The sequence below is a fragment of the Brevibacterium sp. W7.2 genome, from assembly GCF_018137945.1.
GTDB classification, from domain to species: Bacteria; Actinomycetota; Actinomycetes; order Actinomycetales; family Brevibacteriaceae; genus Brevibacterium; species Brevibacterium sanguinis.
Genome location: NZ_CP073089.1, coordinates 3,127,680 through 3,139,604, shown reverse-complemented (window position 1 = coordinate 3,139,604; position 11,925 = coordinate 3,127,680). Strand labels below are relative to the sequence as shown.

At 69.1% G+C, this 11,925-nt stretch carries 11 protein-coding genes; 9 read left to right on the top strand and 2 right to left on the bottom strand.

All coding sequences use genetic code 11. The annotated features are described in order from the left end of the window. The first annotated feature begins 43 nt into the window (after positions 1-43). The 3 genes from udk to J9315_RS14165 all read left to right on the top strand — a co-directional run bounded on the left by udk (position 44) and on the right by J9315_RS14165 (position 2,831). Positions 44-652 (top strand): uridine kinase, encoded by a 609-nt coding sequence (udk, locus tag J9315_RS14175; protein WP_249120912.1) that lies wholly within the window; start codon positions 44-46, stop codon positions 650-652. Positions 653-726: 74 nt separating this feature from the next. Further along, positions 727-2,193, top strand: coding sequence for an HNH endonuclease signature motif containing protein (locus J9315_RS14170; RefSeq protein ID WP_211978104.1), 1,467 nt, complete (start codon positions 727-729; stop codon positions 2,191-2,193). A gap of 83 nt (positions 2,194-2,276) precedes the next feature. Further along, on the top strand, positions 2,277-2,831 hold the full coding sequence (locus tag J9315_RS14165; RefSeq protein WP_137825149.1) for a hypothetical protein: 555 nt from the start codon (positions 2,277-2,279) through the stop codon (positions 2,829-2,831). A gap of 46 nt (positions 2,832-2,877) precedes the next feature. Here J9315_RS14165 and J9315_RS14160 read toward each other — a convergent pair whose 3' ends face one another. Both J9315_RS14160 and J9315_RS14155 read right to left on the bottom strand, forming a co-directional pair. Continuing rightward, the gene (locus J9315_RS14160) at positions 2,878-3,348 is read right to left on the bottom strand and encodes an SRPBCC family protein (protein WP_211978103.1); all 471 of its coding nucleotides are present in this window, start codon (positions 3,346-3,348) and stop codon (positions 2,878-2,880) included. Positions 3,349-3,427: 79 nt separating this feature from the next. After that, positions 3,428-5,350: an FAD-dependent monooxygenase gene (locus J9315_RS14155; protein ID WP_211978102.1), complete on the bottom strand. Its 1,923-nt coding sequence runs from the start codon at positions 5,348-5,350 to the stop codon at positions 3,428-3,430. A 185-nt stretch (positions 5,351-5,535) separates the two neighbouring features. Here J9315_RS14155 and J9315_RS14150 point away from each other — a divergent pair, with 185 nt between their 5' ends. From J9315_RS14150 to J9315_RS14125, 6 genes are read left to right on the top strand one after another with little or no spacing between them, the layout of a single operon-like run. Further along, positions 5,536-7,005 (top strand): fumarylacetoacetate hydrolase family protein, encoded by a 1,470-nt coding sequence (locus J9315_RS14150; protein WP_211978101.1) that lies wholly within the window; start codon positions 5,536-5,538, stop codon positions 7,003-7,005. Next, positions 6,987-7,691 (top strand): GntR family transcriptional regulator, encoded by a 705-nt coding sequence (locus J9315_RS14145; protein WP_249120911.1) that lies wholly within the window; start codon positions 6,987-6,989, stop codon positions 7,689-7,691. Before J9315_RS14150 ends, J9315_RS14145 begins: the two co-directional genes overlap by 19 nt. Continuing rightward, a complete protein-coding gene (hpaE, locus tag J9315_RS14140; protein ID WP_198500571.1) occupies positions 7,688-9,193 on the top strand; it encodes a 5-carboxymethyl-2-hydroxymuconate semialdehyde dehydrogenase in 1,506 nt (501 codons plus the stop codon). The genes J9315_RS14145 and hpaE overlap by 4 nt, the downstream gene beginning before the upstream one ends. An 11-nt stretch (positions 9,194-9,204) precedes the next feature. Further along, entirely contained in the window at positions 9,205-10,317 is a 1,113-nt protein-coding gene (hpaD, locus tag J9315_RS14135) for a 3,4-dihydroxyphenylacetate 2,3-dioxygenase (RefSeq protein ID WP_211978100.1), read from the top strand. 9 nt (positions 10,318-10,326) lie between these two features. After that, positions 10,327-11,112, top strand: coding sequence for a fumarylacetoacetate hydrolase family protein (locus J9315_RS14130; RefSeq protein ID WP_211978099.1), 786 nt, complete (start codon positions 10,327-10,329; stop codon positions 11,110-11,112). Then, complete coding sequence (locus J9315_RS14125; protein WP_211978098.1) at positions 11,097-11,888, top strand: HpcH/HpaI aldolase/citrate lyase family protein; 792 nt, start codon at positions 11,097-11,099, stop codon at positions 11,886-11,888. Before J9315_RS14130 ends, J9315_RS14125 begins: the two co-directional genes overlap by 16 nt. Positions 11,889-11,925 lie beyond the last annotated feature (37 nt).

The following is an 11,925-nucleotide window of genomic DNA, read 5'->3' as shown; positions in this document are numbered from 1 at the left end:
AGATTTGGGGAGACATTCGGGCGAGACGAGGGAATATGCGACCGTGGAGATTCTGACTGTGGGCGTGGCCGGGGGCACCGGCAGCGGGAAGACGACGCTGACCCGGGCGCTGCTCGCCGAATGCGTCGGCGTGTCCTCGGTGCTCTACCACGACAACTACTACCGCCGGCAGGACGACCTCACCTTCGCCGAGCGCGAGCGCGTCAACTACGACGACCTCGACGCCTTCGACAACGACCTCTTCGTCGACCATCTCCTCGCGTTGCGCAGCCAGCGGGCGGTCGAGAGCCCGATCTACGACTTCTCCAACCACAACCGGAGCACGGACACGACCGTCGTCCAGCCCTCCCCGGTCATCATCGTCGAGGGCATCCTCATCCTCGCCGAGCCGCGCATCTGCGAACTCCTCGACATCAAGCTCTTCGTCGACACCGATGCCGACGTCCGGCTCCTGCGGCGGATCAAACGCGACGTCATCGAACGGGGCCGGACGCTCGAATCCGTTGAAGAGCAGTACCTCGGCACCGTCAAGCCGATGCACGAGCTCTACGTCGAGCCCTCGAAGCGCAACGCCGATCTCATCGTCCCCGAGGGCGGCCACAACATCGTCGCGATGGACATGATCATGCGGAGGATCAAAGCCGGGGCGTGACGCCCGGTTGGAGTGTCGTCCCAGGTCACCTGGGTCGGAGATCTCATGTCAGGACCGTGCCCTAGGGTGCGGTCATGGAGATCGGTCCCGCTCCGGAATCGCCGTCGGACTACCTCGCCGAGGTGGCCCGGCTGGGCGGGTTCCTGCGCGGTGCCGCGGCGGCGGAGTCCGAGGACGACGCGCTCGCGCGGATCACCGCGCTCGAGGAGCTCACCGCGACGATCGCCGCCGCTCAGTCGGCTGAGGCCGTCGCCTTCGCCGAGCTGCGCCGGGACCGGGACCGGCTGAACGGTCTGCCCGTCCAGGAGTGGGGTGTGCGCGCCGGGGACGAGGTGGGGCTGGCGAAGCGGGTCTCACCGGGGTCGGGGCGGAAGTTCCTCACCGCCGCCCAGGCGCTCGTCACCGAACTGCCCGGCACGTATGCGGCGCTGGAGGCCGGAGAGATCTCCGCGGACCGGGCGCGGATCGTGGTCGAGGAGACGGCGACGCTCGACCCGGGGGACCGGCGCCGCGTGGATACGCGGATGCGGGAGAGCCTCGGCCAGTCGGGTCCTCGCGGTCTGCGCACCGAGGTGCGGGCACTGGCGATGCAGGTCGACGCCGCGGATGCCGCGAAGAAGGCGGAGCGTGCCGCCGCTCACCGGCGGGTGTCGATGACAACGCTCGCCGACGGCATGGGGCGGGTGAGCGCGATCCTCCCGCTGCCGCAGGCCGTGGCCGTGTGGACGGGGCTGAAGGCCGAGGCGGATGCGGTGATCGCCGCCGGGGAGGCGCACGGTCGGCGGCACCCGCAGATCATCGCCGACGGCTTCGTCGAGCGGCTGACCGGGCAGTCGAGGGCCGCGGCGGTGCCGACGGAGGTCCACGTCGTCATCGACGCCGAGTCGCTCTTCGCCGACGGGATGGTGCCGGCGTGGATGCCCGGATTCGGGCCGCTGCCGGCGGAGTCCGCGCGGACGTTCCTCGCCGCGAACGAGGCGGAGGTGTTCATCAGGCGGATGTTCACGAGCGTGACCGACGGTCAGCTCGTCGGCACCGAATCGCGCTCGCGGGCCTTCACTGGGCGGCTGCGGCAGATGGTGATCTTCCGCGACGATCGGTGCCGGACCCCGTGGTGCGATGCCCCGATCAAGCACGCCGATCATGCTCAGCCGTTCGCCGCCGGCGGTGACACCTCGTGGGAGAACGGCTCGGGACTGTGCGCCTCCTGCAACTACGCGAAGGAGCACCCCGGGTGGTCGCACGAGGCGACCGCGACGGGCCTGACGGTGACGACCCCGACCGGGCGGAGGTACGCGACGACGACCCCGCCGTTGCTCATACGGATGAAGCATCCGCGGCGGTCGAACCGCGGGATGGCCGGCGCCGGTCCTCCAGACGGCGGTGCGAGTGACTGGCGTCGGGTCTTCGCCGGTCTGCTCGAGCCGGACGCGGCCCCGGCGTGGTCGGTGAGAGACCCGGTGCGCCCGCCGCCGCGGCGACGCGCCCGCTCCCACGCCGAGGAGGTCCTCCGCACGCAGATCCGCGCTCGCGCCGGATGACGCGGCCGGGTGAGACGGCCGGGTGACAGTTCTGCAACATCCTCGTCACCGGCCGGCGGCAGGTGAAACCGAGGATGGTGGTCATGAACACCGTGGACCGCCCCGCACCCGTCGGCACGCAGCTGCTGCCGCGCGGTCGACGGTCGCGGTGGGTGGCGCGGTGGCTGCCGCTCGTCGCGCTCGCGTCCTGGGTGGCGATGATCTGGGTGCCCGTGCTCGACAGCGGGAACCATGAGGGTCCCCGCCTCGTCATCACCTCGCTCGGCGAGCAGCCGATCGCCCCGGAGACGAGCGATGTCGCGTTCCTGCTGCCGTGGATCGCGATCATCGCGTGCGCGGTCACCGCATGGATCTCACGCTCACTCGTCATGTGGTCCCCGGCGGCGGTGATCCTCGGGCTCGTGCTCCTCGTGGCGCTCACCCTCATGCTGCTCGACCCGCCGTTCTTCATGTGGGACGGGATGGACGAGCAGGGTCGCTGGGTCGGCGGGATGGAGATCGGCTATCCGGCGCCCGGGGCGGTGCTGTGGGCGCTCGGCAGCACGGCCCTCATCGTCGGCGGCATCTTCGGCCTCTACGGCAGCCGGCACTGCCGTCACCGCAGGCACGCCGAGAAGTACTCGGGCTCGCGCTTCTGAGGTCGACAGTCGGAGACGGCGGTGTCGCCTGCCGAAAGTGGCTGCGTCAGCTCCCGGAGACGGCGGCGGCCAAGCGGTTGAGCGACTCGTCGAGCTGGTCCTCGCTGACGACGGGGAACAGGGAGAGCAGCTTCGGGTCGTCGACCTTCGACCAGTCGTAGGTCAGCGTCACCTCGGTGCTGTCGGGGCCGACCGCATTGAGCTCGTAGACCCATTCCCAGCCGCCGGGCTCCTTCGGATTGTCCGACTGAGCCGGCTGCCACCCGACCATCTTGTTCGCGTCGTACGCGGTGACATGGTTGTGCATCCGGTAGTCGCCGCCCATCGCGTCGGCGAACATGTTCATGACGAAGACGTCGCCGACGCCCTGGATGCGCTGGGACTTCTCCGCCGCCCGCACCATCCCCGAACCGTCGAACTGCTCGTGGTTCTCCGGGAGGGTGAGGACGTCGAAGATCTCCTGTGTGGGGTGGTCGATGACACGGGTGACTGTGATGCTCTTCTCATTCGTAGCCATACGACCACCCTGCCACAGGCGCAGTGCCAATCCGAGGCCTTCGCCCCGGTCATCAGCCAGCTCTCAGACAGGCCGGCTCTCAGCTCTCGGGGAGGAAGACCCCGGCGAAGAACTTCCCGATCTCCTCACGGGCGCTCAGCGGGTAGATGCCGGCGACGTACTGGTCGGGCCGCACGACGACGACGGCACCGTCACGGCTGATCTCGCGGGTGTCGAAGATGTCGTCATCGGGCAGGGCCGCGTAGATGTTCTCGAGGTACTCGAGGCTGTACTTCCCGACGAAGGGGCGGAAGACCGGGGGCACGTCGGTGAAGTCGAACTCCGTGTGCGGCTGCTGGTAGATGACCTTGAGCTCGACGAGGGCGTCAACGTCCTCGCCGGTGCGGCGGTAGGCCACGAGCGGGGAGGCGGGATCGGATTCGAGCCAGTCGGCGAGGCCGGGAACTCCGTTGAGCGCCTCGGCGTCGGTCTCCTGACCCGGGGTCGCCCCGTCGGCGAAGACGTAGATCCGCCAGCGGCCGTCGGCCTTCGCCTCGTGCCCGAGGTGGAGGGGGTAGGAGTCGACGACGCGGTTGACGCGCGCGGACTTGAAGCGCTTGCCGACGGGGAAGCCCGCCGCGAGCTCCTGGTTGGCCGTCGAGGCAGTGATCATCGACTCCGTGTACTCGGTCATGAAGCCGGCGGGGAACTCCGCGGTCTTGACGTAGAAGTCCTCGAGGTAGGCCTTGTCCGGCAGCTGATCCTGCGGGGTGGCCATGAGCGTCGACCACTCCTTGTCGAAGTCGATGAGGTTCTTCGCGGTGACCTGGCGCTCAGCGGAGTAGGTCCGCAGCAGCTCGGACGACGACCGGCCGGTCGCGACCTGCCCGAGCTTCCAGGCGATGTTGAAGCCGTCCTGCATCGAGACGTTCATGCCCTGACCGGCCTTCGCCGAGTGCGTGTGGCAGGCGTCGCCGGTGATGAACACGCGCGGGCACGGGGAGTCCGGGACCGACTCGTCGGTGTCGTCGAAGGCGTCGGTGAGGCGGTGGCCGACCTCGTAGACGCTGTGCCACGCGACGTTCTTCACGTCGAGCGAGTAGGGGGCGATGATGGCGTTCGCCTTCGCGATGATCTCCTCGATGCTCGTCTGGCGCACCTTGCGCGCATCATCGACGGGCACCTCGCCGAGGTCGACGTACATCCGGAAGAGATGACCGCCCTCGCGGGGGATGTGGAGGATGTTGCCGTGCTTCGACGAGATCGCGCACTTCGTGCGGATGTCGGGGAAGTCGGTGTTGGCGAGAACGTCCATCACGCCCCACGCATGGTTGGCCTGGTCACCGGACATCGTCCGGCCGATCGCCGAGCGCACCCCGGAGCGGGCGCCGTCGCTGCCGATGACGAAGCCGGCGCGGATCGTGCGCTGCTGGCCGGCGCGCTCACCGGCGGTGTAGCGCACGGTCACCGACACCGGGTGCTGGGGATCGGCGGCGGTGGCGGGATCCTCGACGGAGAGGTCGACGAACTCGATGCCGTAGTCGGGTTCGATGCGGGCCGGGGACTGCTTGGCGAACTGCGCGAAGTAGTCGAGAACGCGGGCCTGATTGACGATGAGGTGCGGGAACTCGCTGACGCCGGTCTCGTCGTCCTTGGGACGGCCGGTGCGGATGATGTGATCGGGGTTCTCGGGATCCGGATTCCAGAAGGCCATCTCCGTGATGTGGTAGCCCTCGCGCATGATCTCCTCGGCGAAGCCGAACGCCTGGAACGTCTCGACCGAGCGCGCCTGGATGCCGTCGGCCTGGCCGATGACGAGGCGCCCGTCGCGCTTCTCGATGATCCGGGTGTTGACCTCGGGATATTGGGCGAGCTGTGCGGCGGCGACCATGCCCGCCGGTCCGCTGCCGACGATGAGGACGTCGACCTCGTCGGGCAGGGCTTCGGGTCGGTCGATGCCGTACCCCGCCGCCTCCTCGATCCGCGGATCCGCGGACACGTAGCCGTTCTGATGGAAGTGCATATCAGCCTCCGGTTTCTCACACACCCTCGTGCGTCTCGAGTGATCCATCACGCACACTGTGATTGAGATCGTATCAGTTCATATACGATCAAGCACGCGAATCCAGGAAATCACGACAAGCCCTTGTCCAGTGGCAAAGCATCGTATACGATTCAATCAATCAACGACGAGAGAACGAGGTTTCGATGTCGACTGCAGTGCCCTCCCGCCCCGGCAAGATCATCGCCGTCCACGTGGCGTACGAGTCCCGTTCGGCCCAGCGCGGCAAGCGCCCCGCCGCACCCTCGTACTTCCTCAAGGCCGCGAGCTCGGTCGCCCCGAGCGGAGCGACGATCGAGCGCCCCGCCGGCACGAAGCTGCTCGCGTTCGAAGGCGAGATCGCCGTCGTCATCGGCAGCCCCGCCCATCGGGTCACCGCGCATGAGGCGTGGGATCACGTCGCCGGCGTCACCGCGTCCAACGACTTCGGTCTCTACGACCTCAAGACCCCTGACAAGGGGTCGAACGTGCGCTCGAAGAGCCGCGACGGCTACACCCCGCTGGGTCCGAACCTCATCCCCGCCGCCGAGGTCGACCCGCAGGAGCTGACGATCCGGACGTGGGTCAACGGCTCCCTCGTCCAGGACGACGACACCGGCCCCGACCAGCTCATCTTCCCGCTCACCCAGATCATCGCCGACCTCAGCCAGCACTTCACGCTGGAATCCGGGGACGTCATCCTCACCGGCACCCCGGCCGGCTCGACCGTCGTCGCCCCCGGCGATGTCGTCGAGGTCGAGGTCACCGGCGCCTCCTCGGCGTCGGGGGAGCAGCTGAGCTCGGGACGCCTGCGCACCGAGGTCGTCGAGGGTCCCGGCGACTTCGACGCAGCGCTGGGCAGCACTCCGGCCGTCACCGAGGCGCTCGCCGCCGATGCGTGGGGCTCCCGCGAGGAGGCAGGCCTCCCGCCGGAGGACGACGGATCCCTGCCCGCTGGGCTGCGCGAGAAGCTGGAGAAGGCGCCGACCGCGGGTCTGTCCGCGCAGCTGCGCGCCCGCGGCCTCAACAACGTCGTCATCGACGGGGTCCGTCCGCTCAAGCCGGGCACGACGCTCGTCGGGGTCGCCAAGACCCTGCGCTTCGTCCCCAACCGGGAGGACCTCTTCAAGTCCCACGGGGGAGGCTACAACGCGCAGAAGCGCGCCTTCGACTCCCTCAAGCCCGGCGAGGTCATCGTCATCGAGGCCCGCGGCGAGTCCGGATCGGGCACGCTCGGTGACATCCTCGCCCTCCGCGCGAAGTCCCTCGGCGCCGCCGGGGTCGTCACCGACGGGGGCGTCCGCGATGCCGCCGAGGTGGCCGGCATCCTCCCCGTGTTCGCGACCGCGAAGAACCCCGCGGTGCTCGGTCGCAAGCATGTGCCGTGGGAGTCCGATGTCGCCGTGGCCTGCGGCAGCGCCACCGTCCTGCCCGGCGATGTGATCGTCGGCGACGACGACGGGGTCATCGTCATCCCGCGTGACCTCGCCGAGGAGGTCGTCGACGCAGCGCTGGAGAAGGAGACCGAGGACGGCTGGGTCGCCGATCAGGTCGCCGCCGGCAATCCCGTCGACGGTCTCTTCCCGCCGACCGGTGAGTGGAAGGCGAAGTTCGAGGAATGGAAGAGCTCACGATGACCGCCGAGGCCGCCCCGCTCGGCCAGCGCCTGAGCAAGGCCGAGCTCGCGTACAACTGGATCCGCGAGCGCATCGGGGACCACACGTTCGACGCCGGCGACAAGCTCGTGCTCTCGCAGATCGCCGTCGACCTCGACACCTCCGTCGTGCCCGTGCGGGAGGCGATCCGCAGGCTCGAAGCCGACGGTCTCGTCACCTTCGAGCGCAATGTCGGAGCGCGGGTGGCGATGGTCGACCACGGGTCGTACGTCCAGTCGATGGAGGCCGTCGCGATCCTCGAGGGCGCGGCGACGGCGCAGGCGCTCACCCACATCACCGATACTGACCTCGCCGCCGCCGAGGCGCTCAACGAGCAGATGCTCGCCCTGCTCGACGACTTCGACCCGGTCGAGTTCACGCGGCTCAACCACGAGTTCCATGCCGCGCTCTTCGCCCGCTGCCCCAACGATCGCCTCCGCACGCTCGTCGGCGTCGAATGGGACCGGCTCGCCCACCTGCGCAACTCGACGTTCTCCTTCGTTCCCGAACGCGCCCGGGAATCCGTCGACGAGCACTCCCGGATCATCGCACTCATCCGAGCGGCCGCCTCGGCGGATGAGGTCGAACGCGTCGTCCGCGCCCACCGCACCGCCACCCTGCACAGCTACCAAGAAGCCACCACAGCAACAGAGAGGGACAAGTCATGACTGCGTCCACCACTGCTCCCGCCAACCTGCCGGAGAAGATCCGCCACTACATCGACGGCGAGTTCGTCGACTCCCTCGACGGCGACGAGTTCGACGTCATCAACCCCGTGACGAACCAGCCCTACATCAAGGCCGCCTCGGGGAAGAAGGCCGACATCGATCGCGCCGTCGCCGCGGCGAAGAAGGCCTTCGAAGAGGGTCCGTGGCCGACGATGCTCCCGCGCGAGCGGGCCCGCGTGCTCAACCGCATCGCCGACATCGTCGAATCCCGCGAGGACGAGCTCGCGGCCATGGAGTCCTACGACTCCGGGCTGCCGATCACCCAGGCCAAGGGCCAGGCCCGCCGGGCCGCGGAGAACTTCCGCTTCTTCGCCGACCTCATCGTCGCCCAGACCGACGACGCCTACAAGGTGCCCGGACGGCAGGCCAACTACGTCAACCGCAAGCCCAAGGGCGTGGCCGGGCTCATCACCCCGTGGAACACCCCGTTCATGCTCGAATCGTGGAAGCTCGGCCCGGCGCTGGCGACCGGAAACACCGTCGTGCTCAAGCCCGCCGAGTTCACCCCGCTCTCGGCGTCCCTGTGGCCGGGCATCTTCGAAGAGGCCGGCCTGCCCACAGGCGTGTTCAACATGGTCAACGGCTTCGGCGAAGAGGGCTTCGCGGGCGATTCCCTCGTCAAGCACCCCGACGTGCCGCTCATCTCCTTCACCGGTGAGTCCTCGACCGGCCAGGCGATCTTCGCCAACGCCGCCCCGTGGCTCAAGGGCCTGTCGATGGAGCTCGGCGGGAAGTCCCCGGCCGTCGTCTTCGCCGACGCGGACCTCGACGCCGCCGTCAACGCGACGATCTTCGGGGTCTTCTCCCTCAACGGTGAGCGCTGCACCGCCGGGTCGCGCATCCTCGTCGAGGACTCGATCTACGACGAGTTCGTCGAGCGCTATGCCGCCCAGGCGAAGCGGGTCAAGGTCGGTCTGCCCTCGGATCCCGACACCGAGGTGGCCGCTCTCGTCCACCCCGAGCACTACGAGAAGGTCATGTCCTACGTCGAGCTCGGCAAGGAGGAGGGCCGCCTCGTCGCCGGCGGCGGACGCCCCGAGGGCTTCGAGGACGGCAACTTCGTCCAGCCCACCGTCTTCGCCGACGTCACCCCCGACGCGCGCATCTACCAGGAGGAGATCTTCGGCCCCGTCGTCGCGATCACGAAGTTCTCCTCCGACGAGGAGGCGCTCGAGCTCGCCAACGACACGAAGTACGGGCTCGCCGCGTACATCTGGACCTCGGACCTCAAGCGCGCCCACAACTTCGCGCAGGCCGTCGAATCCGGCATGGTGTGGCTGAACTCGAACAACGTCCGCGACCTGCGCACCCCCTTCGGCGGCGTCAAGGCCTCGGGCCTCGGCCACGAGGGCGGATACCGCTCGATCGACTTCTACACCGACCAGCAGGCCGTGCACATCAACCTCGGCGAGGTCCACAATCCCGTCTTCGGGAAGCAGTGAGAGGAAAACCCATGTCCGACCCCATCACCACCCCCACCGTCCCCGCGCCCGACGTCGTGCGCTGTGCGTACATGGAGATCGTCGTCACCGACCTCCAGCGCTCCCGCGACTTCTACGTCGACGTCCTCGACCTGCAGGTCACCTGGGAGGACGAGAACTCCGTCTACCTGCGGTCGATGGAGGAGTTCATCCACCACAACCTCGTCCTCCGCAAGGGTCCCGTGCCCGCGGTCGCCGCGTTCTCCTTCCGGGTCCGCAGCCCGGAGGAGGTCGACGCCGCCGAGGCGTTCTACCGTGAGCTCGGCTGCCCCGTCGAGCGGCGCAAGGACGGCTTCGTCCGCGGCATCGGCGACTCCGTGCGCGTGCAGGATCCGCTCGGCTTCCCCTACGAGTTCTTCTACGACGTCGACCACGTCGAGCGGCTCGCATGGCGCTACGACCTCTACTCGCCCGGTGCGCTCGTCCGCCTCGACCACTTCAACCAGGTCACCCCGGACGTGCCGCGCGCCGTGAACTACATGGAGGACCTCGGCTTCCGCGTCACCGAGGACATCCAGGACGATGAGGGCACCGTCTACGCGGCGTGGATGCGCCGCAAGCCCACCGTCCACGACACCGCGATGACCGGCGGCGACGGACCGCGCATGCACCACGTCGCGTTCGCCACCCACGAGAAGCACAACATCCTCGCGATCTGCGACAAGCTCGGCGCGCTGCGGATGTCCGACTCGATCGAGCGGGGACCCGGCCGGCACGGGGTGTCGAACGCCTTCTACCTCTATCTCCGCGATCCCGACGGGCACCGCATCGAGATCTACACGCAGGACTACTACACCGGCGACCCCGACAACCCGCGGGTGACGTGGGACGTCCATGACAACCAGCGCCGTGACTGGTGGGGCAACCCGGTCGTGCCCTCGTGGTACACCGACGCCTCGACGGTCCTCGACCTCGAGGGCAACCCCGTGCCGCTCACCGCCCGCACCGACGACTCCGAGCTGGAGGTGACGATCGGCGCCGACGGGTTCTCCTACACGCGCCGGGAGGACGCCGAATCCGACTTCGGAGCCCACTCGGGCGCCGAGGACGGCGAAGAGGAATTCAAGCTCGGCCACCAGCTCTGAGGAGGGGACATGCTCGAAGACGCCGTCATCGCGGGCATCGCCGATGAGCTCGCGGAAGCGGAGAGGACGCGGTCGAAGATCGGTCTGCTCACCGCCGCCCACCCGGACATGACCGTCGAGGACTCGTACGCGGTCCAGCGGGAGTGGCGCCGGCGCGGCGAAGCCGCGGGACGGCGGATGGTCGGGCACAAGATCGGTCTGACGTCGAAGCCGATGCAGCAGGCCACCGGCATCACCGAACCCGACTACGGGACGATCTTCGCCGACCAGGTCTATGAGACCGGCGCGGTCATCGACCACGCGCAGTACTCGGGAGTCCGCATCGAGGTCGAACTCGCGTTCGTCCTCGGTGCCGACCTCACCGGCCCCGACGTCACGCTCGTCGACGTGCTGCGGGCCACGGAGTACGTCGTCCCGGCGCTCGAGGTCCTCTCCTCGCGCATCGAGATGGAGGGGCGCACGATCGTCGACACGATCTCCGACAACGCGGCCCTCGGCGCGATGGTCCTCGGCGGGCGGCCGGTGGCCGTCGACGCCGTCGACCTGCGCTGGGTCGCAGCCCTGCTCTACCGCAACGAGACGATCGAGGACTCCGGTGTCGCCGCCGCCGTCCTCGACCATCCGGGCCGCGGCATCGCGTGGCTGGCGAACAAGCTCGCCGACCACGGGGACAGCCTGCGGGCGGGCGAGACCGTGCTCGCCGGCTCATTCACGCGACCGATGTGGGTCCACCCCGGCGACACCGTCCACGCCGATTACGGAGATCTGGGAGCCATCACATGTCGTTTCGAGTAGACCTGCCGCCGACGTTCGCCGACCGGATCCGCGGGCTCGCCGACGGCGACCACCTCGCGGGGATGTGGGTGAGCTCGGGGTCGCCCGTGGCCGCCGAGATCGCCGCGTCCTCCGGGCTCGACTGGGTCCTCATCGACGGTGAGCACTCGCCGATCGGCCTCGAGACGACGACCCGGCTCCTCCAGGCGATGAACGGCTATCCGGCCACCCCCGTCGTCCGCGTCCCCGTGTGCGATCGGGTCCTCATCAAGCAGCACCTCGACCTCGGCGCCCAGAACCTCCTCGTGCCGATGGTCGACACCGTTGCCGACGCCGAGGAGGCCGCCCGGGCCGTGCGCTACCCGCCTGCCGGGGTCCGCGGGGTCGGGTCCGCGCTGGCGCGGGCCTCACGCTGGAACACCGTGCCCGACTACCTCACCCGGGCGGCCGACCTCGTGTCCCTGACCGTGCAGATCGAGTCGGCGACGGCCGTGGAGAACGCCGCGGAGATCGCCGCCGTCGACGGTGTCGATGCCGTCTTCGTCGGGCCCTCCGACCTCGCCGCCTCGATGGGGCTGCTCGGTCAGCAGACGCACCCCGATGTCACCGCGGCGGTGCGCGCGACTTTCGAGGCGGTGCGGGCCGCGGGCAAACCCGTCGGCGTCAACGCCTTCGACCCGGTGCAGGCGCGGGCCTACCTCGATGCAGGGGCGTCGTTCGTCCTCGTCGGCGCCGATGTCAGCCTGCTCGTCGCCGGTGCCCGCCGCTGGGCCGAGGAGTGGTCCGGTCGGGACTGAGTCAGCGGCGCTCCGCGACCTCTTCCGCGCCGGTGGC

What these genes read in the sequence shown, in the direction of transcription:
- J9315_RS14170 (WP_211978104.1), top strand. Translation starts at nt 727, where the DNA reads ATGGAGATCGGTCCCGCTCCGGAATCGCCGTCGGACTACCTCGCCGAG.
- J9315_RS14165 (WP_137825149.1), top strand. Translation starts at nt 2,277, where the DNA reads ATGAACACCGTGGACCGCCCCGCACCCGTCGGCACGCAGCTGCTGCCG.
- J9315_RS14160 (WP_211978103.1), bottom strand. Translation starts at nt 3,348, where the DNA reads ATGGCTACGAATGAGAAGAGCATCACAGTCACCCGTGTCATCGACCAC.
- J9315_RS14155 (WP_211978102.1), bottom strand. Translation starts at nt 5,350, where the DNA reads ATGCACTTCCATCAGAACGGCTACGTGTCCGCGGATCCGCGGATCGAG.
- J9315_RS14150 (WP_211978101.1), top strand. Translation starts at nt 5,536, where the DNA reads ATGTCGACTGCAGTGCCCTCCCGCCCCGGCAAGATCATCGCCGTCCAC.
- J9315_RS14145 (WP_249120911.1), top strand. Translation starts at nt 6,987, where the DNA reads ATGGAAGAGCTCACGATGACCGCCGAGGCCGCCCCGCTCGGCCAGCGC.
- hpaE (WP_198500571.1), top strand. Translation starts at nt 7,688, where the DNA reads ATGACTGCGTCCACCACTGCTCCCGCCAACCTGCCGGAGAAGATCCGC.
- hpaD (WP_211978100.1), top strand. Translation starts at nt 9,205, where the DNA reads ATGTCCGACCCCATCACCACCCCCACCGTCCCCGCGCCCGACGTCGTG.
- J9315_RS14130 (WP_211978099.1), top strand. Translation starts at nt 10,327, where the DNA reads ATGCTCGAAGACGCCGTCATCGCGGGCATCGCCGATGAGCTCGCGGAA.
- J9315_RS14125 (WP_211978098.1), top strand. Translation starts at nt 11,097, where the DNA reads ATGTCGTTTCGAGTAGACCTGCCGCCGACGTTCGCCGACCGGATCCGC.